18 protein-coding genes are annotated in these 24942 nt (G+C 54.3%); 10 read left to right on the forward strand and 8 right to left on the reverse strand.

From position 1 onward, the window contains the following. The first annotated feature begins 327 nt into the window (after positions 1-327). The 3 genes from C4S74_RS07370 to C4S74_RS07380 are packed head-to-tail and all read left to right on the forward strand — an operon-like array spanning position 328 to position 3877. Positions 328-1296, forward strand: a complete 969-nt coding sequence (locus C4S74_RS07370; protein WP_103994693.1) for a sugar ABC transporter permease — start codon at positions 328-330, stop codon at positions 1294-1296. A 19-nt stretch (positions 1297-1315) separates the two neighbouring features. Further along, positions 1316-2224 (forward strand): carbohydrate ABC transporter permease, encoded by a 909-nt coding sequence (locus C4S74_RS07375; protein ID WP_103994694.1) that lies wholly within the window; start codon positions 1316-1318, stop codon positions 2222-2224. 42 nt (positions 2225-2266) lie between these two features. After that, positions 2267-3877 carry an ABC transporter substrate-binding protein gene (locus tag C4S74_RS07380; protein WP_103994695.1) on the forward strand — a complete coding sequence of 537 codons (1611 nt, stop codon included), beginning with the start codon at positions 2267-2269 and terminating at the stop codon, positions 3875-3877. A 483-nt stretch (positions 3878-4360) separates the two neighbouring features. Here C4S74_RS07380 and C4S74_RS07385 read toward each other — a convergent pair whose 3' ends face one another. Beyond that, a complete protein-coding gene (locus tag C4S74_RS07385) occupies positions 4361-6616 on the reverse strand; it encodes a helix-turn-helix domain-containing protein (protein WP_103994696.1) in 2256 nt (751 codons plus the stop codon). A 156-nt stretch (positions 6617-6772) separates the two neighbouring features. Between C4S74_RS07385 and C4S74_RS07390 the strand changes: the two genes are divergently transcribed. From C4S74_RS07390 to C4S74_RS07410, 5 genes are read left to right on the forward strand one after another with little or no spacing between them, the layout of a single operon-like run. Next, complete coding sequence (locus tag C4S74_RS07390; RefSeq protein ID WP_181024332.1) at positions 6773-8170, forward strand: alpha-L-fucosidase; 1398 nt, start codon at positions 6773-6775, stop codon at positions 8168-8170. A 50-nt stretch (positions 8171-8220) separates the two neighbouring features. After that, positions 8221-9243 (forward strand): carbohydrate-binding family 9-like protein, encoded by a 1023-nt coding sequence (locus C4S74_RS07395; protein ID WP_103994698.1) that lies wholly within the window; start codon positions 8221-8223, stop codon positions 9241-9243. Between the two features lie 7 nt (positions 9244-9250). Continuing rightward, positions 9251-12256 (forward strand): transglutaminase domain-containing protein, encoded by a 3006-nt coding sequence (locus C4S74_RS07400; RefSeq protein ID WP_258042421.1) that lies wholly within the window; start codon positions 9251-9253, stop codon positions 12254-12256. A 15-nt stretch (positions 12257-12271) separates the two neighbouring features. Next, the gene (locus C4S74_RS07405; protein ID WP_103994699.1) at positions 12272-13333 is read left to right on the forward strand and encodes a glycoside hydrolase family 18 protein; all 1062 of its coding nucleotides are present in this window, start codon (positions 12272-12274) and stop codon (positions 13331-13333) included. Positions 13334-13391: 58 nt separating this feature from the next. Beyond that, positions 13392-14213: an alkaline phosphatase family protein gene (locus C4S74_RS07410; protein WP_103994700.1), complete on the forward strand. Its 822-nt coding sequence runs from the start codon at positions 13392-13394 to the stop codon at positions 14211-14213. 228 nt (positions 14214-14441) lie between these two features. Here the strand turns inward: C4S74_RS07410 and C4S74_RS07415 are convergent, their stop codons facing one another. From C4S74_RS07415 to C4S74_RS07445, 7 genes are all read right to left on the reverse strand, one after another. Continuing rightward, the gene (locus tag C4S74_RS07415; RefSeq protein ID WP_103994701.1) at positions 14442-15872 is read right to left on the reverse strand and encodes a SpoVR family protein; all 1431 of its coding nucleotides are present in this window, start codon (positions 15870-15872) and stop codon (positions 14442-14444) included. Next, positions 15869-17029 (reverse strand): sporulation protein YhbH, encoded by a 1161-nt coding sequence (yhbH, locus tag C4S74_RS07420; RefSeq protein ID WP_103994702.1) that lies wholly within the window; start codon positions 17027-17029, stop codon positions 15869-15871. Before yhbH ends, C4S74_RS07415 begins: the two co-directional genes overlap by 4 nt. Positions 17030-17247: 218 nt before the next feature. Then, the gene (locus C4S74_RS07425; protein ID WP_103994703.1) at positions 17248-19062 is read right to left on the reverse strand and encodes an ABC transporter ATP-binding protein; all 1815 of its coding nucleotides are present in this window, start codon (positions 19060-19062) and stop codon (positions 17248-17250) included. A gap of 18 nt (positions 19063-19080) precedes the next feature. After that, a complete protein-coding gene (locus C4S74_RS07430; protein ID WP_103994704.1) occupies positions 19081-19650 on the reverse strand; it encodes a glutaredoxin family protein in 570 nt (189 codons plus the stop codon). Positions 19651-19666: 16 nt separating this feature from the next. Further along, positions 19667-20185, reverse strand: coding sequence for a MauE/DoxX family redox-associated membrane protein (locus C4S74_RS07435; protein ID WP_181024333.1), 519 nt, complete (start codon positions 20183-20185; stop codon positions 19667-19669). 391 nt (positions 20186-20576) lie between these two features. After that, complete coding sequence (locus tag C4S74_RS07440) at positions 20577-21383, reverse strand: LytTR family DNA-binding domain-containing protein (protein WP_103994706.1); 807 nt, start codon at positions 21381-21383, stop codon at positions 20577-20579. Between the two features lie 16 nt (positions 21384-21399). Continuing rightward, positions 21400-23145, reverse strand: coding sequence for a sensor histidine kinase (locus C4S74_RS07445; protein ID WP_103994707.1), 1746 nt, complete (start codon positions 23143-23145; stop codon positions 21400-21402). Between the two features lie 159 nt (positions 23146-23304). Between C4S74_RS07445 and C4S74_RS07450 the strand changes: the two genes are divergently transcribed. Both C4S74_RS07450 and C4S74_RS07455 read left to right on the forward strand, forming a co-directional pair. Beyond that, on the forward strand, positions 23305-23598 hold the full coding sequence (locus C4S74_RS07450) for a Dabb family protein (RefSeq protein WP_042229211.1): 294 nt from the start codon (positions 23305-23307) through the stop codon (positions 23596-23598). Positions 23599-23719: 121 nt separating this feature from the next. Further along, positions 23720-24628, forward strand: a complete 909-nt coding sequence (locus C4S74_RS07455; protein ID WP_103994708.1) for an aldo/keto reductase — start codon at positions 23720-23722, stop codon at positions 24626-24628. Positions 24629-24942 lie beyond the last annotated feature (314 nt).

Here is a 24942-nt window from a genome sequence, read left to right on the forward strand (position 1 = left end):
TCGTGTAACGATTCATTAGCAGTATCTCACATTCCGCAGGCGATGGATTGATGTGGTTCTTGTCGTCCGTTTGCGGAGAACAAGAATGACCATCCGGTCCTTTTCGGGGGATTGGTTATCTTTGCTCCGGGGGAGGACGAGGCGGATGATTCCCGCCAAGAATATGTTTTTTTTGTTATCGGAATGCCGGAAAATGCGGATTTACTCCCTAACGGAGCAGGCCGGTACGAATGATGTAGGGATGGAAAATGACATATTTACGGACTCCCGCTCCGGGGGATACACTTTTGAAAACGCTATCAAAACCAAACGGAAAGGAGTGATACGATGCAGGCAAAAGCAAGCATCCCTGCGGCAGGCACGGCCGGGCGCCCGGAAGCGGGTACGGAAAAGAAGCCGGTCTGGAAACGGATGGTTTTAAATTGGGAACTGTACGTGTTTATCGCCCCGGCGTTTCTTTACTTTCTTATTTTTCATTACGGGCCCATGTACGGCATCCTGATCGCCTTCAAAAATTTTATTCCTACCAAAGGAATATGGGGGAGCCCCTGGGTCGGATTCGATCATTTCGTCCACTTCTTCGAATCGTATTATTTCTGGGATCTGCTCTGGAACACGCTGAGCATCAGCTTGTACGATCTTGCCGTCGGGTTCCCGATTCCGATCCTTCTCGCTCTCGCATTCAACGAAGTGCGTGACGGATTTTTCAAACGGATGGTGCAGACCGTGACGTACGCCCCTCATTTTATATCCGTTGTCGTCATGGCCGGGATGATCATCACGTTCCTGTCGCCGTCCACGGGAATTCTCGTGCATCTGATCGAAAAGCTAGGTTTTGAGGCTCCGTCGGTTTTGACGGACCCGAACTGGTTCAAAACGATGTACGTGTTCTCGGGAGTGTGGCAGAGCGCCGGCTGGGGAACGATTATTTACCTGGCGGCTTTGTCCGGTGTGGACCCGCAGCTGCACGAGGCGGCCATTATCGACGGCGCTTCGAGATTCCAGCGCATCCGGCACATCAATATCCCGACAATCGTGCCGACGATGACCATTTTGCTCATTTTGAATATGGGCAGTCTGTTCGGGGTCGGGTTTGAGAAAATCCTGCTGCTGCAAAATCCGCTCAACATGGAGGCATCGGATGTCATTTCCACCTTCGTCTACCGTTCGGGTCTGGTTAACGCCCAGTACAGCTTCTCGGCGGCGGTCGGTTTGTTCAACTCCGTTGTAAGCGCTATACTGCTGGTGACCGTGAACCAGATTGTCCGCCGTACGAGCGAGAACAGCTTATGGTAAACAGAAAGGAGGCAACCGGATGAGCTCGACCGTTAAAGATACGGCGCAGGATAAACTGTTCCTGATCAGCACGTATGTCTATGTGACGATTGCCCTCATTCTCGTGGCATATCCCTTGATTTATATTTTGAGCGCTTCAATCAGCAATCCGAAGTATGTCGGTTCGGGCGAGATGTGGCTGTTCCCGAAGGGGATTACATTCGAAGGATACCAGATCGTTTTTGCCAACATGAAAATCTGGATGGGGTATGCCAATACGATTTTGTATACGATAGCCGGGACGGCCGTTAACCTGCTTGTGACGATTCCGGCGGCGTATGCGCTCAGCCGCAAAGATTTTGTGGGCCGCAACTTTTTTATGGGCATGTTTATGGTGACGATGTTTTTCGGCGGCGGGCTTGTGCCCACGTACCTGCTCGTCAAGGGGCTCGGGCTCATGAACAGCATGTGGGCGATCATATTGCCATCTGCGGCGTCCATCTGGAACATCATCGTGTCGCGGACGTTTTTTCAGACTTCCATACCGAAGGAGCTGCAGGAAGCGGCCCAGATCGACGGCTGCACGAATATGCGGCTGTTTCTGAAAATCATCCTTCCGCTTTCGATGCCCATCGTGGCCGTTATGGCGCTCTTCTACGGAGTCGGCAACTGGAACAGCTACTTCTCGGCGCTGATTTATCTGCATGAGGAATCCAAGTATCCGCTTCAGCTGATTTTACGCCAGATCCTGGTGCTTCAGGAGATGTCGGCCCAGGCGGGCGGCTCGCTGGACGCTTCCACGGCTTCCGCGCTCAACAATAAAGCCGAGATTGCGGCACTCGTCAAATATGCCGTCATTATCGTGTCCACGCTGCCGATTATTGCGATCTATCCGTTTCTGCAGCGCTATTTTGTGCAAGGCGTCATGATCGGTTCCGTCAAGGGCTGATCTTGCCATACACCATACAAGTACAAGGGGAGGATTTTATTTATGAAAAAGGTTCTGAAAACAAGCTCGCTCATGCTCGGACTTACGCTTGTGGTTGCGGGTCTGTCCGCCTGCGGATCAGCCGATAAAGCCGGGGACACGGGAACCGGAAAAAACGCCTCCGAAGTGAAAAAGGACGGATTCCCGATTGTCGATAAACCGATGACGATGACTCTGATGGCGCCCGATGTAGGCGTCCAGGACTGGAACAAAATGCAGGTGATGCAGGAGATGGAGAAACTGACGGGCATCAAGATGCAGTACCAGAACGCGCCGATCGACAGCTTCGATTCGAAGAAAAACCTCGTGTTCGCCAGCGACAGCCTGCCGGACGTGTTCTTCGGGGCGGATATCAAGCCGGCGGAGCAGGTGACGTACGGCAGCCAAGGCGTGCTTCTTCCCCTTGAAAATCTGATCGATAACTACGCGCCGAACTTGAAAAAAATTCTTGACGAGCATCCGGAGATCCGCAAAAACATGACGACTCCGTCGGGTCATATTTACGCGCTTCGCACGATCGACCTGTCGGCGGTCTGGTACCGCGGTCCGATGTGGTACAACGGCAAATTCCTAAAGGCGCTGGGCATGACGAAGCTGCCGGAGACGACGGAGGAGCTTTACGCGTATCTTAAACGCGTGCAGGACGAAGATGCGAACGGCAACGGCAAGAAGGACGAGGTGCCTCTGACCTCCGTCAAACTCGACGATCTGCGGATGTTTTTCCTCGGCTTCTGGGGCATCTACGATGAGGTTATTTACGCCGACAAAGCGGGCAAGGTCCACTACACCCCTCAGGAAGACGGATACAAAGGGTACTTGACGTTCCTGAACCGCTTGTGGAAAGACAATCTGCTCGATCATGAGACGTTCTCCCAAACCGACGAACAGAAGAAGGCGAAAGGCAAAAACAACCGCGTCGCGCTGTTCAGCGATTACTACCCTTACTTCACGCTGGGCACGGAGCCGGACGACAGCAATCCGATGATGAAGCCGGTCAAAAGCGAAGTGCCGGATTCTCCCGTTTACGGTAAGCATCCGGGCATTTCCTCCAACGGAACGTTCGCCATCACGAAGAGCAACCCGAGTCCGGAAGCGGCCATGCGCTGGGTCGATCATATGTACGGGTATGAAGGCGGCACGCTGTTCGCCCAAGGCCCTGAGGATGTGCTCTGGAAGTACACGGACAAGGAGAAGCACGTCAAGGAATGGAAGCCTGTTCCGGGCGGCGGCGACCGTGAAGAATACAGAGGCACGCTGACTCCGAACTACGGCATTCTTGTACCGGGTGCCGCCAGCAGCGAGCTGTCCAAAGGGCTGAAAACCGATTTTGATAAATGGATCGACAAAGAAAACGAAGAGAAGCTGACGCCGATCGCCAAAATCCCGTTCCCGAGCGTTTTCCTGACGGAAGAAGAGCAGGCGGAAGTGACCCGGCTCAAGTCCGATCTGGATACGTACGTCAAGCAGATGGAAGCGAAGTTCGTAACCGGCCAGGAACCATTGGCGAACTGGGACGCTTATGCGGGCCAGCTTAAGAAAATGGGCAGCGACAAGATCGTAAGCATCTATCAGGCGGCGTACGACCGCTGGAATCAGGGCAGCGAGAAGAAGTAAAGCCTGTCCGTCGTCCGGACGGAAGCTGTTCGTGCCGGGCAGCCAGCCAATCACCGGACGATCCGCTTCCTTCGCCAGAAGGACAGCCGCCACCCTTTCGTAAGTCGTCCATGCCGTGAAAAAACAGGCCCGCCCCCGTCTAAGCGGGGAGCGGGCCTGCGGGCAAGGCGGCAGGAGAGGCCGGAGCCATCCCGTGAGGGAGTATGGCATCGGGATCAGGCTGCCGCCGGCTGAGGGAGGCGGGAAGACCGCCTGCCTGACTGCGGACACGTCGGTCCTCCTGATGTGAATACATCGGGCTGTCTGACCGCGGACACATGGGCCTGTATGACTGCGAACCGTCATGCCGCACCTTCAGCGACCTCGATCGGGAATGTGCGCCGTATGTTCCGGCAGCGTACAGCGGTTGGCCGAAGCGGACCTGCCACCTTGGTTGACCGCCGTCATGTGCCGCCGATTACCACGTCGCCGAATCTCTCCGGGTTAAGCGTGCTCGCCCGACGTGTTCAGCGTTCGGTATTGGCCCGGCGTATAGCCGGTTTCCTTTTTGAACTTGCGGATGAAATTGGGGGTATCCAGATAGCCGACGCGGACGATGATCTCTTTGAGCGGATCGTTCGTCGTTTTCAGCTGGTGCATAACTTCGTTCATCCTTTTTTGCCAAATATACTGGATAAAATTGATTCCGGTCTTCTCCTTGAACGTCCGGCTGAGATAAGAGGGCGAGATGCCGTATTCGGCGGATACGACTTCCAGACTGAGCGTGTGCTCCATGAAATGCTTGTCGATATACCCGACGATCCGGTCCATGAGGGAATGCTCTTCCTTCGTCCGGTCCCGTTCGACCTGCGAGCAGATCCGTCCGGCGAGGTCCAGGCAGATAGCTTCAAACTCCCCGGATGAATTGAAGTTGAGCTTGGACAGCACGTCCTGCGTCAAGCCGTGAATGCCGAGCTCGGACGCGGTTTTCAGCAGGGTCGTCAGGATGTCGTAGTGGATCAGCCGCAGATGCGGGGCGCTCAGCCCGGCCGCCGGCAAATCCTTCAGCGCTTCCCGGAGAGTCTGCTCCGATACGTCATAGCTGCCCTGTTTGAGACTTTGGGACAGCTTCAAAAGCACGTTGCCGGGAATCCAGAAGGTGCTGCGCTCCGGCGTACTGGACAGCTTTTCAAAAAAGGTAACGCTTCCATGAACGGTCAAAATGTTCGATTCAAACGCGGAACACGCTTCGATGTACGACTGGTTCAAGTGCTCGTGGCTCGTATAAGCCGTTCCGACCCCGATTACCGGCGCGGCATCGAACAGCTCCAGCAGATGGGTCCGGATGCCTTCCACGATCTGCTGCATCTGACCGAATGGCGCTGCCTGAGCGGCCGGATCGAACCCGACGACCAGGGCAAGCTGATTCGGCTGGGGAAGCTCCACGCTGTAAGCTCTTGCCGCAAGCCCGGGAAAATCGACCTCGGCAAAAAGCTGAATCATCGTTTGCCAGTCATCTTTGCTTTCATGCAGATGAGAACGCTTGTCAAAACCGATGACCATCGCGAAGTGACGGGCATGATCGAATTTCAGATCGAACGCTTCGAGAAGATCGGCCGACAGGCTCTTGGTCTGACCGTATTTAAGCAGCATGAGCAGGGCGTGATTGCGGGCGTAAGGCTCCTGAAGATCCGCACGTGCGCTGTGTTCCTGCAGGGAAATCCGGATCCGTTCGAGCTCGTTGCCCGCAGTCCGGCCGCTTCTCGATTTGGAGCTGGCGAAATTGACCAGGTTCGAGATAGGCAGATACTGCATCCGGGCCAGCAGCAGCGCCAGGGCGGCACCGACGACCACGACGATGGAGACCAGCAGAATAATAAAGCTGCGCACATGCAGCACGCTGCTGAAAAACTGGGCGCTCGGCATCAGCGTCACGTAAGTCCAGCCGTTTTTATCGGATTTCACGGATACAACCGAGTGGGACTGCCCGTTTAGCGTCTGATTATGGATGCCCGCGGGAAGGTTGAACAAGGCTCCGAGGTCGCCTGCCGTCAGGGACTCTTCATTTCCGTTGTTCGTCAGGACCTGCCCGTTGTTGTCGAAAATGTACGTAAGCCCCCGGTAACTGCCGAGAATGGAATCGATCAGACCGGTGAGCTCCGACTCCGGGATAAAGTACATGACGGTCCCGTGAGGGGCCGGACTGTTGGGCGTAATCGGCACCAGGTAAGCGAGAATCGACTGCTGCAGCGATGTCGGCTGGCTGACGAGGTCCGCCGGCCGCATTTTCGCAAATTTAAGCGTATTCAAATCCTGCCGCAGCCCTTCCTCGGTCCAGTTGTGAAAGCTGTATTTGTCCGAAAACACGTCCAGCCCGGACATGCCGAAGGACGAGTAAATTTTATCGTCGTCGTGATAGTACAGGAACAGATCTCCGATTATAGAGCTGGTCGCTTTGTAGTTGTTCAATGCGCTGATCGCTTCCCGGCTGTAATAGGGATCATGAACCTTGTACAGCGTCAGCCGTTCGTCGTAAGAAATCCGGGACGCGATTTCGGTCAATTCTTTGACCCGGCCGTCGATAATGGTTTTCGTCTGATTGAGCTGGTTAAGGTGGGACTGCTCGATTTCGGACTGAAGATTGCTTACGGCGCTGCGGTAAATGAATATGGTCGCGAACGCCAGCGGAATTAGCAGGATAAACAAATACGACCAAATATATCGCATAAAAAGTTTCGATTTAAAGTAATCGGATTTCATTTGTAGTTCCCTCCTGTTTCGGAATGATTCAGCTTCTGATTGGTGTTTTGAAAGGAATATCCATAATCATACCAAAAAAACAGGAGATTCATAGGGCAGTTCGTAGCATTTTTGAAAGGGATTACAAAAAAAGATCGCCTGTCTGGAGGTCATATGATGAGTGAGATAAAAGCGGAAACACAAGAAGGGGCGCAGCCGGTCGTCGTGGAAGGCGTGCACAATTACAGCCGGGAGGAAGACTGGGTTAAACCGGAAGACCCTGTACTGCTGGAGCGGCTGGAATGGTTCCGGGACCAGAAGCTGGGGCTCATGATGCACTGGGGGCCGTATTCCCAGCTCGGTGTCGTGGAATCATGGGCGCTGAGCGACGCGGATGCGGACTGGTCCAGGGACGGAATCGACTGGGACGTGAACGCGGAAGAGCTTAAACGCGAATATTTCGGGCTGAACCGCACGTTTAACCCGCTCCGCTTTCAGCCTGAGCTTTGGGCCGGACTTGCCGCTGACAGCGGCTTCAAGTACCTGAACTTTACGACGAAGCATCATGACGGCTTTTGTATGTGGGATACCCGTACGACGGATTACCGCGTAACGCAGCCCGACTGCCCGTTCCATGCCCACCGGCATGCGGATATTTGCGGCAGGCTGTTCGACGCTTTCCGGGCGGAGGGGCTGGCGATATCCGCGTACTTCTCCAAAGCGGATTGGAGCTCACCCTATTACTGGGCTCCGGGAATGGAGCGGGGCGGCCGCACGTCGCGGGGGACTTCCTACGACACGAAGGAATACCCCTGGCTGTGGGAGCAGTTCGTGAAGTTCACGCACGAGCAGATCGCAGAGCTCATGACGCGCTACGGGCGCATCGACATGCTCTGGCTGGACGCCGGCTGGGTGAACGCGGCCAACAATCAGGACATCCGGCTCGGCGAAGCCGTAGAGAAAGCCCGCGAGCTCCAGCCTTGGCTGCTCTGCGCGGACCGGACCGTGGGGGGACCGTACGAGAACCTGATCACTCCGGAGCAGACGCTGCCGGAGCGCCCCCTGCTCGTCCCGTGGGAGAGCTGCATCACGATGGGGACGTCGTTCTCGTTCCGTTACGAGGACACGTATAAAACGGTCCGCCAGCTCGTTCATCTGCTGGTCGAGATCGTGGCGAAGGGCGGCAACCTCGCCCTCAATGTCGGGCCTCAGCCGGACGGAAGGCTTCCGGAGACGGCCGTGGCCCGGATGAAAGGACTCGGGGCGTGGCTGAAGGTAAACGGCGAAGCCATTTACGGAACACGCATCTGCGAGCCTTATTCCGAAGGCAGCTGGCGGTTCACGCGGAAGGGGGAGACCGTCTACGCCATCTGTCTGGTCGAGCGGGAGCAGGGGCCGGTGGAAGCGGAGATGTGTATTCCACTCCACGATTCTTTTGCCCGGGTGGAGCTGCTGGACGGGGACGTCCCGCTGGATTGCCGGCCGACCGAAAGAGGCATCGCGCTTCGTCTTCCGGAGTCTGTCTTGGAGAAGGAAGCACCCGAAGCCATCGTGTTCCGGCTGTCCGGGAAGTAGGGCGGTCCGCCCGGAAAAGTTCTATCCACTTAGAGAAAGGGGTGATCGGCATGTCATTGAGCGGGGTGCCGGAACCGCGCATCGCTTTTGCGCCTAAGCATTACATATGCAGGAAAGCGTCCGGTCCGCTGGAGCTGGACGGACGGATCGACAAGCCGTTTTGGGAAGATGCCGGCTGGACGGACGATTTTACCGATATCGAAGGAGAAGCAAGACCCGAGCCGTCGAAACGAACCCGGGTCAAGATGCTCTGGGACGACCGGTATTTCTATTTTGCGGCGGAGCTGATGGAGGACCAGATCTGGGCGACGCTTACGGAGCGGGATTCCGTCATTTTTCACGACAACGATTTTGAGATTTTTATCGACCCCGACGGGGATACCCACCAGTATTATGAATTCGAAATGAACGCGCTCAATACAGTCTGGGATTTGCTGCTCGTCAAACCTTACCGGGACGGAGGACCGCCCGTCAACGGCTGGGACATCCAGGGGCTGAAAACGGCCGTCCATATAGACGGGGAGCTGAACAACCCGGGCGCGGACAACCGGAAATGGACGCTGGAGGTGGCGATGCCCTGGTCCGCTTTGCGGGAGTGCGCTCCGGAAAACCGTCCGCCGGCCGGGGGAGAATTCTGGCGCGTGAATTTCTCGCGGGTACAGTGGCGGACGGAGATTGCCGACGGCACCTACCGGAAAATGCTCGATCCCGCAAGCGGCAAACCTTATCCCGAAGACAACTGGGTCTGGTCTCCGATGGGAATTGTCAACATGCATTATCCCGAGCTTTGGGGCTATGTCGTTTTTGCGGACGAGCAGGGTCCGGAAAGCTTCACGCTGCCGGATGATGAACGCGTAAAGTGGGAGCTGCGGAAGCTGTATTACCGGCAGCGGAATCATTTTCAAATAACCGGTGTTTTTATAAGCGATATCAAGGAGCTTCTCGGCTCTGAGCCTTGGAGCATCGTTCCGCAGGTGGAGACGACGGCCAGAAGCTTTCAGATTTACGCCGCCTCCGCCGACGGCAAAGCTGTCTATGTGATCCGCGAGGACGGAAAACTGTGGAAGGAGTGAGGAGCAGATGAACGCGAATACAAATCGGAACATAAAGCCGTTTGAGAACCGGAGTTTGGGAGATCGCCGGGAAGAGGATGAGAACCGTCAAGAAGATGGGAATCGGCGAGAAGATGAGAATGGTCAAGAGGTTGGGAACCGTCAGGAGAAGGGGAGTCATCAAGAAGGTGAGAACCGTCAAGAGGTTGGAAATCTTCAAGAAGAGGAAAATCGTCTGGAGGAAGCAACCCGGAAGTTCGATGGGAATCATCATCAAAACGGGAACCGGCAAGCGGACGCGGACCGGAATAAAGGCGGGGCTGACCGTCCGAATGACAGGGTAAATAGGGATGGAAGGGAACAAACGGCTCCCGTCTCTCAAAAGGCGGTTTTTTCTCTGGATGCCGAAACGCTGGCGGAGGTACAGAGAAAATTCAACATCAAGCGGGAGCTCGCCGGGGCCAAAGAAGATGAGCTTTTCGGTGTATTCCGGCAGGAATTGACCGAAGAAGAGGCGTGGGCGCTCAAATTTCTCATCGCGTATATGCCCCTGAACGATTTGGCGGATTATGACGGCGCTTTGTTCCTCAGCCATGTCCGCACGACGCTCGACATCCGCGCCAAATTGCCTTGGGGCAGGCGGGTGCCGGATCATCTGTTTCTTCATTTCGTGCTGCCTCTCCGGGTGAACAGCGAGAATCTGGAAGACTGCCGGGGCGTTCTTTACGGGGAGCTGGCGGAGCGGACGAGGCATTTAACGATGGAAAAGGCGATCCTGGAAACCAACTACTGGTGCCACGAGAAGGCCACCTACGTCGGAAGCGATCTGCGGACGATCTCGCCGCTGACGATGCTGAGAAGCGCGCAGGGACGCTGCGGGGAAGAGTCGACGCTGGCGGTGTCCGCGCTGCGGAGCATCGGCATTCCCGCCCGGCAGTGCTACACGCCCCGCTGGGCCCACTGCGACGATAATCATGCCTGGGTGGAGGCATGGGCGGACGGGCAGTGGCATTTTATCGGCGCCTGCGAGCCGGAGCCTGCACTTGACCGGGGCTGGTTCGATGCCCCCGCCCGGCGGGCCATGCTGGTCAACACCCGGGTACACGCCAACTATCCCGGACCGGAACCGGTTACGCTGGCCGAGGAGTGGCTGACGGAAATCAACCTGCTGGAAACGTATGCGCCCGTGCGGACGGTAACCGTTGCCGTCAAGGATGAGGAAGACCGGCCGGTGGAGGGCGCACGCGTTCTTTTCCAGGTTTATAACATGGCGGAAATGTACCCGATCGCCGTTCTTGAGACCGATTCGGAGGGCCTTGCCGTGTTCAGAACGGGGTGGGGAGATTTGCTTGTCCGCGCCGTCAAAGACGGTCTGTGGGGAGAAGAGAAGCTCTCTGCGGCGGGCAGTTCCAGTCAGGTACTGACTATCCGAAACGCTCCGACGCCGGCCGGGACGCAGGATGTCGACATGGTGCCGCCTCCCGAGCGGGAAGGCGAAGCCCGGACCGATGTTTCCGGGGAGATGCTGGAGCTGCACCGGGAACGGGAGCAGGAAGGAACCGCGGTCCGCAAAAACTTCGAGGACACATTCCTCGGGGAAGAGGACGCGGCAAAGCTGGCCGGAGAGCTCGGTCTTCCCCCGGAGCGGGTGTGGAGCGTGCTGCGCAAGGCCCGGGGGAACAGCCGGGAAATCCGCGATTTTCTCCGGGAGCGGACCGCCGCCTGGGGAGTGTGGCCTCTACGGCTGCTGGAAAGCATGAGGGACAAAGACATGCTGGACACGTTCCGGCCGACTTTGGACGATCATCTTCTGCATGCCTTGAAATGGGCGGATTCCTGCGGGGAGGACGTGTTCGTCCCGTACATTCTATGCCCGCGGGTGCACTTCGAAATGATCGGACCGTACCGGCAGCTCTTCGAAGAAGCCTTCACGGAAGAGGAGGCTGAGGCATACCGGAAGGACCCGACGGAACTTGTTCGCCGTTTCGCCGCCGAATTCGAGGTGCGGGATGACTTGACGAATCTTCCGGGCCGGGCTACCGCCGCAGGCAGCTTCGCGCTGAAGAAAGGCGACCGCCTTTCTCTTGATATTCTGCTGGTCGCCGTCTGCCGCAGCCTCGGCATACCGGCCCGGCTTCATCCGAATAATCAGAAGCCGGAGTATATGCGGGACGGCGAATGGACCAGCGCGGGTTGGCATGAGGAGAACACCGCGCAGAAAGGGAAACTTCTGCTGATTCCCCGGCCGGTCGGACCCGGAGAGCCGGACGCGTGGTCAGTCCCTGGGACAGCTGGAGAATCCGCCGCAGCGCCCGCTTCGGAGGCTGCCTACTTCCAGAACCTTACCCTGGCCCGGCTGGAGGACGGTCTTTACCGGACAATCGTGTTCCCGTACGGCAAGAGTGATCTATACGGGGTGCCTATTGAACTGGAGGCCGGAAGCTACCGGATGACGACAGGTACGCGGCTCAAGGACGGGACGGCGTTGGTCCGCTTCCGCTATTTGGACGTGAATCCCGGCCGGCAGACGGAGCTTGCGCCGGATTTCCGAACGGCTTCGTCGGCTGTTCCCGTACTGGGTTCCGTGGACGGGCGTACCCTTTTCGGCAGCCTTGAGGCGGACGGAAGAGCCCGTACACTGGAAGAGCTGGCGGACGGACGTGCCGTTCTGGCGGCTTGGATCGAACCGGAAAGGGAGCCTTCCAAGCACCTGATCCGTGAGCTTACGGAGCTTGCCGATTCGTTTGCGAAAGCGGATGCAGCCGTTATAATGGTGGTAGGCGGCGACGAGAGAACGGTTTCATTCGATCCCGCCGGTTACGGCGGTCTGCCTGCGGGAACTCGTTTTGTCCGGGATGACGGCTATGTCTCCCTGGATGAGTTTGCCGCGAAGCGTCCGCTGCCTGACGCGGGTTTCCCGCACGTTTTCGTTGTAGACCGGAAGGGACAAATCCGTCATACCCAATCGGGGTACAAAGTGGGGTCCGCCAGGGAAGCTTTGCAAATTTTCGGAAATTTGTGTGAGAACGATTAGGAGGAAAACGCCGCAATGAGCAAACCTTATGTAGTAGCAGGCTATGTCGTCGATGCTGGACTCCCGGACGTAACCGGGGAAGATCTCCGCAAGCTTACCCATTTGAATGTGGCTTTCGGCCACGTTAGGGAGGATGCAATCAGCATCGGTCATCTTGCGCATCTCGACCAGTTGACGCGTTTTAAAACCGTCAATCCGGAGCTCGTTCTGCTCCTGTCGGTCGGCGGATGGGGGGCCGGCGGATTTTCCGAAGCCGCTTCAACCGAAGAAGGGCGGAGACGGATGGCGCAATCCGCCGTGGATCTCCTGCAGGCGCACCCGTTCGACGGGGTTGACCTTGACTGGGAATATCCCTGCTATTCCGCCGCAGGCATCCAGTCAAGCCCTGCCGACAAAAGGAATTTCACGCTGCTTCTGCAGACGATCCGGGAAGCGTTAGACGAACAGGGGCATAAGGACGGACGCCGTTACCTGCTTACGATCGCAGTGGGGGCCGACCAGTATTATCTGGACGGTACGGAGATGGATCAGGTGCACCGGTATCTCGATTTTCTTCAGGTGATGACATACGACATGCGGGGCGGTTTCCAGGTTCTCACGGGACATCACACGAATCTGTACAATTCGACGGGGGACTTGTTCCGCATCAGCACGGATACGTCGATTAACCTGTACCTCGGTGCAGGCGTGCCGCGCGATAAAATCGTGGTCGGCGCCGCTTTTTATTCCCGTCAGTGGGAAAAGGTGCCGGATGCGGCAAACGGCCTTCACCAGATAGCCGGAGGCTCTGGCGGATATGGGCCGAATTATACGACGCTCGCAAGCGATTATATTGACAAAAACGGCTTTGTCCGGCATTGGGACGAGGAAGCGAAAGCGCCTTACCTGTTTAACGGCAGCACGTTTATTACCTACGACGATGAGGAATCGCTGCGTCATAAGTGCCGGTATGTTGAGGAACAAAGCCTGGCCGGCATCATGTTCTGGGAGTACGGCTGCGATAAAACCCGCCGTCTGCTGGACAGCCTGCACCAGGGGTTGAATAAAGCGGTTGACAGCGCTTCAAATCCCTTTTAAAATCAAAATAAAACAACGTAATTTCACATAAAACCACACAAAAGCAGGTGGCGCACGTATGGCAAAAACGATTGTCCTCGTATTGGACGGACTGCGTTACGACGTCATGCTCTCATCCATGGGCTATTTGAATCATCTGGTGGAAAAATCGCAGGCCGCTCTGTACAAGGTGAAATCGGAGCTTCCGAGCCTCTCCAGGCCGCTTTACGAGGTGCTTCTGACAGGGACGCCCAGCTACATAAACGGGATTACAGCCAACCATGTCGTCAGGCTGTCCCGTTTTCCGAGCGTGTTTCATCTGGCCAGACAGCAGGGCTTGACGACAGCCGCGGCGGCGTATCACTGGGTGAGCGAGCTGTACAATTCGGCGCCGTTCGATTACGTATCCGACCGCATTCAGCACGACGAGAGCAAGCCGATTCAGCACGGCATGTTCTACTATGAGGACACTTATCCGGACTCCCATCTGATCGGGGATGCCGAGTATTTGCGCCGGACGCATGACCCGGACTTCCTCTATATTCATCCGATGAATATCGACGATGCGGGCCACAAGTTCACGTCCGATTCCGCCCGGTACCGGGGCCAGGCTCTGCATATGGACGGACTGCTGGCCGTGCTCCTGCCCGTGTGGATGGAACGGGGCTATCAGATTCTCATCACATCCGACCACGGCATGAACGAAGACGGGCATCACGGCGGAACGGGAGAGGCGGAGCGGGATGTCGGTCTCGTCGCCATCGGAGACCGGTTCACGCCCGGCGTGTACACGGACAGTTACCTGCCGCAGCTGGCGGTCGCTCCTTTAATCTGCTCCCTGCTCGATATTCCGGTGTCCGCGCATATGTCGGACATTCCGGTGAAGGGCTTCCGCAAGTAGCCGGGAAGGTTTTTCCCGCACTTCGGCGCCGCAAACAAAACCCTGCCTGTACCGGCTGATTACCGGAACGGGCAGGGTTTTTGTTTTGGCTGGTTTGCCGGAGTACCTGCCCGCTCGGGTTTCTAGGTCGCAAGCGGGCAGGCTTGCTTCATTAATAGTAAGACGACTTGCCAAACTCAGCCCACAGAGGGCTGCACGCTGGGAGATTTTTCGTCCCTCCAATCGCTTCTACATAAACTTCCGGTGGCTTTTCTTCCCGTCGTACGAAAACAGCACTGCTTTGTCTTCCACCACGCTTTGCAGGTAGACGGGTTTGCCCCACAGCCGGTACAGGTACGGCAGCGTTTTTTCCACGTATTTCAGGTCGAGCTCGACGCCTTCGTACGAGTGCCGCAAGTACAGCTCGCCATTCCGCTGGTAATCTCCGTCGTAGACTTCCAGATAAGGAAAGCCGCCGTTCACGCGGGAATAGACGAGCTGGTCCCGGATATTTTTCCAGGTCTTGTCGGTAATTTTCCATTCCGGCCCCTTTTTCTCAAACACGTACAGGTCCAGGTCTTCGACCAGCTCTTTGGTCATGTAATTGCGGATAAAAGACGTGTCCGAATCGAATTCGCGGACCTCGAAAATTTTGCTGCGTCCTTCGCCGCCCCGCCGTCCGTACTTTTCCCGATCTTCGTCTTTCGGATTGTCCCAGCGCTTCTCGATATCCTCGAAAATTTTGAGCCCGAGGTAGTAGGGGTTAAGCGACTGCCTGGACGGCTGGACTACGCCCGAGTTCAGCTTGGAGTACTCGATCGTCTCCTCCTCGGTCAAATCCAGCTCGCGCAGGATGCGCTGATGCCAGTAAGAAGCCCAGCCCTCGTTCATGATTTTGGTCTCCATCTGCGGCCAGAAGTAGAGCATCTCGTCGCGCATCATCGTCATAATATCCCGCTGCCAGTCCTCCAGATGGGGGGCGTTTTCTTCAATGAACAGAAGAACGTCCTTCTCCGGCTTCGGGGGAAAACGTACCGGCGGGCTTTCTTCCTCATCGGTCTCGGTGTCCCGCCCCTCCAGATCCCACAGGTCTTCGTAGCCGGTTTTCGGTCTGCCGTTGCGGCCCATCTTATCGCTGTCCTTGTCGTCCTGTTCGTCCGGCTTCCTGCGCCCTGGCTTCGTCAGGCTCGGATCAACGTGCTCCTGCACGGCCAGTACGCAGTCCAGAAACTCCTCGACCCGCCGGGTTCCGTACTCAATCTCATATTGGCGCACCCGCTCGGCCGTAGCCGACATGCTTTCCACCATATTGCGGTTGGTGCGGGAGAAACGCGCGTTGTTTTTGAAAAAATCACAGTGGGCGAGGACATGCGCAACGATCAGCTTGTTCTGGATAAGCGAGTTGCCGTCGAGCAGGAAAGCGTAGCAGGGATCGGAATTGATGACCAGCTCGTAAATTTTGCTGAGCCCGAAATCATACTGGGTTTTCATCTTGTGGAACGTTTTGCCGAAGCTCCAGTGCGAGAAACGGGTCGGCATTCCGTAAGCCCCGAACGTATAAATGATATCGGCGGGGCATATTTCATAGCGCATCGGATAGAAGTCAAGGCCGAAGCCTTCGGCGACTTCCGTAATTTCCGCTATCGCATGTTCAAGCTGACGGATTTCGTCCGGTGTCAAATGAGTTCGCCTCCCTCGGTTCGGGGTGTGAAGAAGGATCGGAGCGCCTTGTACACTTCGGATTTTTCCCGGATGATGTAGTGCATGAATTTCGGATGATGAATATTGCGGTAAGCGGACATGAGCGTGGAGCTGCGGTTATATTGGTTGACCTCGCCGTAGCCGAACATGTTGGCACGCTCCATCAGCTGTCCGATCAGCTTCACGCAGCGCTCGTTGTCCGAGGTGAGGTTGTCGCCGTCCGAGAAATGAAACGGATAGATGTTGTACTGCTCCGGCGGATACCGGGAGTCGATGATGTCCAGCGCGGTCTGATAAGCGGAAGAACAGATGGTGCCGCCGCTTTCGCCTTTTGTAAAAAACTCCTCCTCCGTCACTTCCTTCGCTTCCGTATGGTGGGCGATGAACACGATTTCGACATGCTCATACTTCGTCCTTAAAAAACGCGTCATCCAGAAGAAAAAGCTCCGGGCGATAAACTTTTCAAAAGATCCCATGGACCCTGACGTATCCATCATAGCGATGATGAGGGCGTTGGAATGGGGCTTTTCCACTTCGTTCCAGGTTTTGAAACGCAGATCGTCCGGCGATATGCCGTGAATGCCGGGATCGCCCTGCGTGGCGTTGCGCCGCAAATTTTCCAGAATCGTCTTCTTCTTGTCGATGTTGGACATGATGCCTTTCTTGCGGATATCGTTGAAAAGCACTTCCTTCACCGTAAAATTCTTCTTGTCTTTGCGCTGCAGGAACGGCAGTTCCAGCTCTTCGAAAAGCAGCGCCTGCAGCTCCTCGAACGAAACCTCGGCCTCGTAATAATCCTCGCCCGGCTTATCGCCGGCTCCTTCGCCCTTGCCGCCTTTGGAGGAAGGCTGGGGATCTACGCCGAGCACGTCGCCGACCTGGCTGTCGCCGTCGCCCTGTCCGACATGCTTGCTTTTCTGATAGTTATATCGGAACCGGTACTCGTCGAGGGAGCGGATCGGAACTTTGACAACCTGCTTGCCGTTGGACAGAATGATGCTCTCATCGGACACGATGTCGGGCAGATTCTGTTTGATCGCATCGCGGACTTTTTCCTGGTGTCTCGTCTGGTCCTGGTAGCCTTTGCGGTGAAGTGACCAGTCCTCTCGGGAGACGATAAACGAAGAGTCTGTCATGATGGGCACCTTCCTTGTGGAATATGGGGCACAGTTTGGCCTGTTGTTAAGTAAGTATATTCACGGGAAGGGACGATATGTGATCGGGAGCGAGATAAAATGTGAGGAAACGGAGTTGCAGGGAGGAAAATAAATTAAACCACGAGGAAAAGAGGGCATTTGCCTGCTCTGGATTACGAAATAAACGAAACAAAAGAAGAAGCTTGTGCCTCTCCTTTTTAGGCGTATGATTTTGCCTGGGTTTTGAACATGGCGGCATAGCTGCCTCCCAGACTGATCAGATCTTTATGAGATCCGCTTTCAATTAAACAGCCGTTTTTTAACACAAAAATGCGGTCCGCACTCCGGCAGCTTCCTAACCGGTGGGATATGTAAATGGCCGTCTTGCCTTCCGTCAGCTCCGTGAATCGGTCAAATATCGCGGCTTCGGCCATGGGATCCAGGGAAGCCGTAGGTTCGTCGAGAAAAACGACTTGAAAGTCCCGGAAGAAAGCCCGCGCGACGGCGATTCTCTGCCACTGTCCCAGAGAGAGTTCACTCCCTCCCAAGAAAACGGGGCCGAGCTCCGTATCCAGGCCGCCCGGAAGTTCGTCGACCCAATCGGTAGAGCCGGATTTATCCAAAGCCGTCCTGATTTTGGCGTTGTTTTGCTTCTGCTCCATATCACCGAGAGTGATATTATCGCGCAAGCTTAAATAATAATGCATGAAATCCTGAAAAACGGCGGTCACCTGTTTTCGGAAACCGGAGTAATCGTAGCTCTCAACCGGAATTCCATCATAGCGGATTACGCCTGATGTAGGCTTATACAGACCCAATAGACACTTCACCAAAGTGCTCTTGCCTGCTCCGTTGTCTCCGACAATGGCGATCTTCTCACCTGCCTTTATTTGAAAGCTAATCTTGTTAAGAATGTCATGGTTTTGCCCGGGATACCGGAAGGTTAAATTCTCGACAGTGATACCCTGAGTCAAAACGGAAGGAAATTCGATCCGTGCCTCGTCCTCCTTTTCCTCCTCTTCTTGATCCAGAAAGCCGAACAGATCCAAAACATGAAGGACATCCTCATACATGGTGGCAATGTACATGGAGATATTCTGAAGTTTCGATTGAGAGTTTGTTACCGTCTGGCCGAGAGCCACGAAAAGACCCAAAGTCAGCTTGCCGTTTATGCCGATCCATATCAACAGTCCCGTAACTGCGCTTACCAGTACATAGAGCAGCGCATCGGACTGAGCCTGCAGAAAAGAAATCTTTCCTTCGAGCTTAAGACGATCCTTCGCAAGGCGCATGTAGAGCGTGCGCCAGTTATGAAGAAGGGACCCGAACATACCGAATACACGTATTTCCTTGGCGGAATCCCGGCCAACCAGAAGGTAATGGCAGTAAGCCGTTTTTCTGCTTTCCGCCGTCTGCTGAACTAACTGCTTGAACCGGCTTTTTCCCTGCCAGATGTAGATATATAAAGAGGGGATGATAAACAGAAGGAGTCCGAGACTTAGAAGCGAGTGGAAGTTGTAAAGCAGAGCAATGTAAGCCGTTACTGTAAACAAGCCAAGAGCGATTTTGATACTGTTAAATAAAACCCGGATTCCCCTCGTTTCAATCCCGTTGGTCGCACGTTGAATCCGGTCGTGATAGGCGGGATTTTCAAACTCGATCAGTGGAATGCGAATTGCCTTCTCGGCAACCTTTTCCTGGAAGAATGCGGCTCCAAGGGTGCCGATCACTGTTTCCAAGTAGGTTTGAGCCGTGATCAAATACCCGTTTAGAATTAGAACGCCAAGCTGCAGAGCAAGGATCAGATAGGCGTCCTGCCCGTGATTCCATCCCAATTGGAAGGCTTGTCCGACGGCATCGAGAAATTTCTGGGTCAGCACTACCTGATACACGGGAATACCGGCAAGGAGAAGCTGGATGACGAGCAGCATGGTAAATTTGCCCGGAGAAATGCGCCAAATCATGGGCAGAAGCCGTAAGAAAGTTTTAACGCTCAGTCCGATCGTGCGAAACGTCTCAGACGGATTCGGCATGTTATTCTCTCCTTTCCGTCAGCCGGCTTTCCGGTAGGTCTCGTAATTCAGGGTGAGAGCTTCAAGATCTGCAGGGAGAGCGATCACTCCTTTGGCGATTACGTGCCTGTCCGGACCGAGCGCATACCCGAACGGGAACACAGTTGTGGACAGCCGGAAGATATCTTCTTCCACGATTTTTGCAACGGGAACCTCGAGATCATACTCCTGAATCAAGTCCCAAGCTTCACGGTCGGTATTGTCTTCACTAAGATTTAGGACGACCACTTTCAACAGGGGGTTATCCTTCTGATAGGTACCGATATGAGGATAAATGTTTTTGCACACATCGCAGCCCGCTGCCGTAAACAGTACAATATAACCGTCTTGTCCTTTTCCTAGATTTAATTCCAGTTGGTTAATTGCAGCAAAATCGGCCAAAGGGAATTCAGCCCCGTACTCGATTCCTTTGTCCGTACCGTGCAGGCCTCCACTTGTTCCCCGCAGTCTTTTGGTTTGCTGGCGCACAACCTTTACGTACAAAATTGCAAAAAGCGTAATAAACAACCAGAGGATTGAATACGCTGTAAGCAGCAGATTCCCGTTCATCCCGTTTGCCCCCTTTCTATTTCTCCGTCAGGAGATTTAAGTAGGTCTGAATCGTTTGATAAAGGATATAAAATAAAAGTGCACTTATGGATAAAGTGAAGTACAGAAGGGCTTCGACTAGAGAAGCATCCGCCAATCCGGCGGCGTCCGGTATAAACACCAGGATAAGATCCAACGCCAGCATGACGGCAATTCGTGCCAGTGTAGTCCACCCGAACGTTTCCGAAGTCAGACTTCCGAAGCAGGAGCATTCTACCGGGGATTTACCGGTCATTCCTTTATAGGTAGCCCAGAGAAAGCAGCCCAGCAGAGCAAGAATAACGACTTCACCGGCGAAACGCAGGGGACTGAAGAGAATCAGAAGCGCAGCGGCCAGTTCAAGTAAAGGGATGCCTGCAGCAAGCATAACGAGTTTGTCAGCAACCCCCAGGCGTTTCAATGTTTTTTTGAAGGCCGTCAGTCCGGTAAGTTTAGGCAGAGCGGACGTGACAAGTATGAGGGCAAGGAACATTTGAATCCACGCGGTCCAATTCATTTCAAACAACCTCCTTAAACGAATAAAAAAGGGTGACGAATCACCCTTTCGCTGTTTAACAGCAGCCCCCTTCTTTCCGGGCTTCTTCCGTATTGTCATCACATTTATAAATCATCCAACGAGTCCATTTGCTTGTAGAGCTGCAATTGTTTCCGTATCTACAATCGTTTTTGATCCATTGTGTGCAACCTGCCATCATGTGCACCTCCTTTCGTTTTGTTAATTGAATCATATACCGTGCGGATCGTAAGGGGGCTGAATTTGCCCGAAGGACCGAATTTCCGTCCCGAAATGCGTCAGCGAACGACAAAAAAGCTGATCCGTCACGGGATCAGCTTTGTCGGGCTCACAAACTTTAATGACTCAGGACTGGATACAGACAGTTTTGCGTTCAGCCGCTGTACTCACGAATAATGGCGGGATAAAAAGGAGGCGCCTGAAATGCCGCGATAAATTCGCGATACTTTTTTCTCGACAAAGGAATCGGTTCCCCGGAGTCTTTCATTTCAACCAGATAATTACCGGGAAGCAGCGGATCGGGAAGCACTTTTTTAACATGACAGCCATTAAGAAGATAACTCCGGTGCGGTGACAGGAAGATATCGGGGCATTGAGCCGCCAAACGGCTTAGATTCGTATCCGATTCGATCACTTTCCCGCAGGTCAGAACGATCCTTGTGCAGTGGCGGGATACTTTCTCGGCGTACAGCAATTCCGAGGCAGCAAAATGGACAAGGCGGTTCCGATGGGGCACTGACACCAGCCGGCTGTCGCCTTTAGGTTCTCTTGCGCTTAGGCGCCCAAGATGCACTTTATCCTTCGCCCGCTGCAGAGCACGGTCCAAACGGGCCTTCGTGAACGGTTTGGTTACATAATCTACCGACTGCAGCTCGTAACTTTTGCCGTAATGTTCCGGTTGAACGGAGCCGGTGACGAATATGATACAGGGATGGATACCTGCTTCCACGAGTCGGGTACAAGCGGAGATGCCGTCCATCCTTTCCAGGCCGATATCCATAATAATCAAATCGGGCCGGGTTTCCAGAGCGGAGCGCACGAGTCGGCTTCCGGACGATACGGCGTCGAGGAGGTCAAGATTATGCGATTTTGCGGCTTCTGCAAGAAAATTGCGTGTGGCTTCGTCGTCTTCGGCTATCATGACGGATAAGGTGAAATCATCCCGCTTTGAAATTTCCACAGCCCTTGGCACCTCCTCATTGAACTAACGGAATGGAGACATGAAAAGTAACTTCATAAGTTTTTGTCTCAACGGCAATAGTGCCGTAATAAGATTCAACGATGCGTTTAATGATGTACATACCAAGCCCTCGGTTAACCGAACCGATATTTTTAGTTGTGTAGCCTTTTTTGAACATTTGGCGGAGATTTATAGCAGGTTGTGGGCTTATTGGATTGGTCATGATAAATTCGAGCCTATTTTGAAGGATGCGCCCGCTCAATTCGATCCATTTCTCCTCTTCCGGCAATTTCTCCACTTCATCCATTGCATTGTCCAGCAGGTTTCCGATAATACGGACAAGATCGACCGATTTGATTCCCGGAAAATCTTTTTGGCTCAAATGGAACTCACAGTGAATGTTAATTCCTTTTCGCTGAGCAAGCGCGCATTTGGCCCGGACAACGGCGGCAATGGCGGGATGGCTGATTTGCAGAACGTTTCCGGTCGAAGAGATATCGCCTATCAATTCGTCCAGATATTTTTCCTGTTCCTCTTTCCCGCCGGACTTAAGAAGCGAATAGAGGGCCTGGACATGGTGATTCCAGTCATGCCACTGGGCACGTACCTGGGTAATAAACTCTTCGGCTTTATCTTGGGAGGAATGCCCCCAAATGGTGGAGAGCCACCTGTAAGCCTTAACAACAAAATGCTTGATCAACAGCCATGAGATCCATACAAGTTCGGAAGCGGCGGCGGACAAAAGTATTTGAACGAATTTTGACTCAAAAGTCACATGATAATCGGTAACAAGCGCCAAAATATACTTTTCAGAAGGTTTGTCGATCGGCACAAAGGTCCTGCGAACCAATTTATCCTGAACAAGATCGTTATACCCGGCTGTCTTACGATGTACGCGGACATAGTCCAGCATTTCTTTATCCCGGGCTCCTCGGTTTACATAAGTCCCAAAAAGAATTCCCCGGGTTACAACTTTATTTTCACCCTTTACTATGATAGGGTCGGGCTCTAGATATTTGGGATCTATTAAGGCGATTTCCCTGAGTGAAGGGTGGTCAGCTTGGGATTTTTGCAGAATATCGGAGATTTTGTTCGGTTCCAGCGGTGAGGAAACATTTACAGATGTCATAACTATGTAGTCGGATTTACCATCATAATAACTTCTTGCAAAAGAAATGTTCGTGCCCGTTCCGGACCCTGTTATGTAGAAAGGCTTTGTCCAGTTATTTACGGAAGGACTTCCGTCCCAGCTTTTATACGTCTTATTATCCATAATAGAGGCCAGTTCCATGTACTCGGTATCCGAATCTTCGAAGGTGGTTCCTATGAGATCGTAATTGGAAGATTTAATGATTACGAATTGCCGGTCGTTCTTTTGGATCAGAGACACATGAAGGCCGTTCAAACGGGTGCTTAAGTCGATCAAATCATAATTGGTGATCTGACCGGCGATAGGAGGTAGCTGCGATTGTGCTGCAGGGGCCGCGGTTACCAGGGAATTTCCCAATGTCCTGGAGAAATAAGCGATACCTTCCTGATACATTTCCAGAGCAAGTACAGTTTCGCTGTAGGCGGATCGTACCGTTTTGTTTTCATTGTCCAGAGAATCCAGTTCGTCGGGAGATGCAAACTCATGATTGAGCAATTGTGAAATAATGATCGCGGCAGTCATAAGGACAGCCAGGACGGTAAATACAAGCAAGCTTTTCCTGACAAGCTGTCTGGACTTGCGGAAACGCAAAAGATCCTCCTTGAAAAGCATAAATTCCTCTCCAAAAACGCGGTAAGATGGTTAAAAGAAGTATATCCGAATAATACCATAATTGATAAATATGGTAAACTTACTATATATTATTAATTTTAAGTAAACTGGCTCGATATGGTATACTGGAAGCATTACGATTGGAAAAGAGGGAATCCATTGATCGATCATATCGTGCTTGTAAAATTCGGCGAATCCACGACGGAGGAGCAGCTTCAGGATGTCATCGCCAGATTTAAAGCGTTGAAAAACCATCTGTCCGGCGTCATTGACCTGCAGGCGGGTTTGAATTTCTCCCCCAACAGCCAGGGGTACCAGCTGGTCCTTTCCGTCCGCTTCGAGAACCAGGAAGCGCTGGAAGCTTACGGGCCTCATCCGGAACATCAGGCGGTTGCCGCTTATATCCGCGAAGTCGGACGTGTGGACAGCATTGTGGTTGACATCCGTATCTGACCGAAGAGCGGAACCGAAAACATAAACGTACATATGAAGCCGTGTGCCGGATGGGTGCCGGCTTCCTTTTATAACCCGGGAATGCAATATAAATACGACTAGAGGAAGGAAGGATCCGTCTATGAAAAAGAATCGTCTGGGGCAAACCGAGCTGTTTATAAGTGAAGTGGGGCTCGGCTGCATGTCCCTCGGAACAGAGGAGAAGAAAGCGGTCGGGCTCGTCCATAAAGCGCTGGATCTGGGCGTGACGTTCCTCGATACGGCCGATTTGTACGACGAAGGACGTAATGAAGAGCTGGTGGGCAAAGCTCTCCGGGGCCGCAGATCCGAGGTTGTGCTGGCGACGAAAGTCGGAAACCGGCGGATTCCCGGACAAGAGGGATGGACGTGGGATCCGTCCAAAGCGTATATCAAATCGGCTGTAAAAGACAGTCTGAAGAGGCTGCAGACCGATTATATCGATTTGTACCAGCTTCACGGCGGAACGCTGGAGGATCCCATCGACGAGACGATCGAGGCCTTCGAGGAGCTCAAGGAGGAAGGGCTCATCCGCCATTACGGAATCTCGTCGATCCGGCCGAACGTCATCCGCGAATATGTGAAACGCTCGGGCATCGTCAGCGTGATGAGCCAATACAGCATCCTGGACCGGCGGCCGGAAGAAGAGGTGCTGCCTCTGCTTGAGGATAAAGGCATCAGCCTGATCGCCCGCGGTCCGGTAGCCCGGGGCATTCTCACCGCAAGGGGTGAAGAGAAAGCCGCCCGGGGCTATCTCGATTACAGCGCGGAAGAACTGCCGGAGGTACGCCGCCGGCTGCTTGAACGGGTCGGTTCCGACAGGGACCCCGGCCATATGGCCATCCGCTACGCGCTGGCCCACCCGGCGGTAGCCGCCGTCATCCCGGGGGCCAGCTCCCTGGAGCAGCTCGCGCACAACGCGGAAGCGGGAGCGGCAGCTCCTCTGTCCGAGGAGGAGCTGGCCGAGATCCGGCGGATCTCCAAGGCGTCCCGCTACGCGCAGCACCGCTAGAAAAACGCGGGAGCGGGATAAGCGCCTGACGTCCGGTCCATCAACGGCGAACTGTCCCGGCCGGACTTGTTCGGCCTGCGGTATTTCAGACCGCCGGGTGACTGTCCGCCAACCCGGTACAATCAGCCATTTGCCGGGCGTTACGAGCTTCATTGTTTTTTGAGCCGACGGCTGACGATTTCGTTCCATAAAAAAAAGCCCCTGCGCACAGAGGGATCCAGCGGAAGCCGGACGGGAAGTCATTCCTCGACGGCTTTTTGTCTTGCCGGGAACTTAGTGCGAGGGGAGTTTTAAAATCGCCGGGCAATAGCCGG

Source organism: Paenibacillus sp. UNC499MF (assembly GCF_900107975.1).
Classification (GTDB): Bacteria; Bacillota; Bacilli; order Paenibacillales; family NBRC-103111; genus Paenibacillus_F.

Coding starts and splice junctions, on each gene's coding strand:
- C4S74_RS07425 (WP_103994703.1), bottom strand. CDS start 19,062: ATGCCGAATCCGTCTGAGACGTTTCGCACGATCGGACTGAGCGTTAAA.
- yhbH (WP_103994702.1), bottom strand. CDS start 17,029: ATGACAGACTCTTCGTTTATCGTCTCCCGAGAGGACTGGTCACTTCAC.
- C4S74_RS07435 (WP_181024333.1), bottom strand. CDS start 20,185: ATGAATTGGACCGCGTGGATTCAAATGTTCCTTGCCCTCATACTTGTC.
- C4S74_RS07410 (WP_103994700.1), top strand. CDS start 13,392: ATGGCAAAAACGATTGTCCTCGTATTGGACGGACTGCGTTACGACGTC.
- C4S74_RS07400 (WP_258042421.1), top strand. CDS start 9,251: ATGAACGCGAATACAAATCGGAACATAAAGCCGTTTGAGAACCGGAGT.
- C4S74_RS07370 (WP_103994693.1), top strand. CDS start 328: ATGCAGGCAAAAGCAAGCATCCCTGCGGCAGGCACGGCCGGGCGCCCG.
- C4S74_RS07385 (WP_103994696.1), bottom strand. CDS start 6,616: ATGAAATCCGATTACTTTAAATCGAAACTTTTTATGCGATATATTTGG.
- C4S74_RS07375 (WP_103994694.1), top strand. CDS start 1,316: ATGAGCTCGACCGTTAAAGATACGGCGCAGGATAAACTGTTCCTGATC.
- C4S74_RS07445 (WP_103994707.1), bottom strand. CDS start 23,145: ATGCTTTTCAAGGAGGATCTTTTGCGTTTCCGCAAGTCCAGACAGCTT.
- C4S74_RS07455 (WP_103994708.1), top strand. CDS start 23,720: ATGAAAAAGAATCGTCTGGGGCAAACCGAGCTGTTTATAAGTGAAGTG.
- C4S74_RS07405 (WP_103994699.1), top strand. CDS start 12,272: ATGAGCAAACCTTATGTAGTAGCAGGCTATGTCGTCGATGCTGGACTC.
- C4S74_RS07395 (WP_103994698.1), top strand. CDS start 8,221: ATGTCATTGAGCGGGGTGCCGGAACCGCGCATCGCTTTTGCGCCTAAG.
- C4S74_RS07430 (WP_103994704.1), bottom strand. CDS start 19,650: ATGAACGGGAATCTGCTGCTTACAGCGTATTCAATCCTCTGGTTGTTT.
- C4S74_RS07390 (WP_181024332.1), top strand. CDS start 6,773: ATGAGTGAGATAAAAGCGGAAACACAAGAAGGGGCGCAGCCGGTCGTC.
- C4S74_RS07380 (WP_103994695.1), top strand. CDS start 2,267: ATGAAAAAGGTTCTGAAAACAAGCTCGCTCATGCTCGGACTTACGCTT.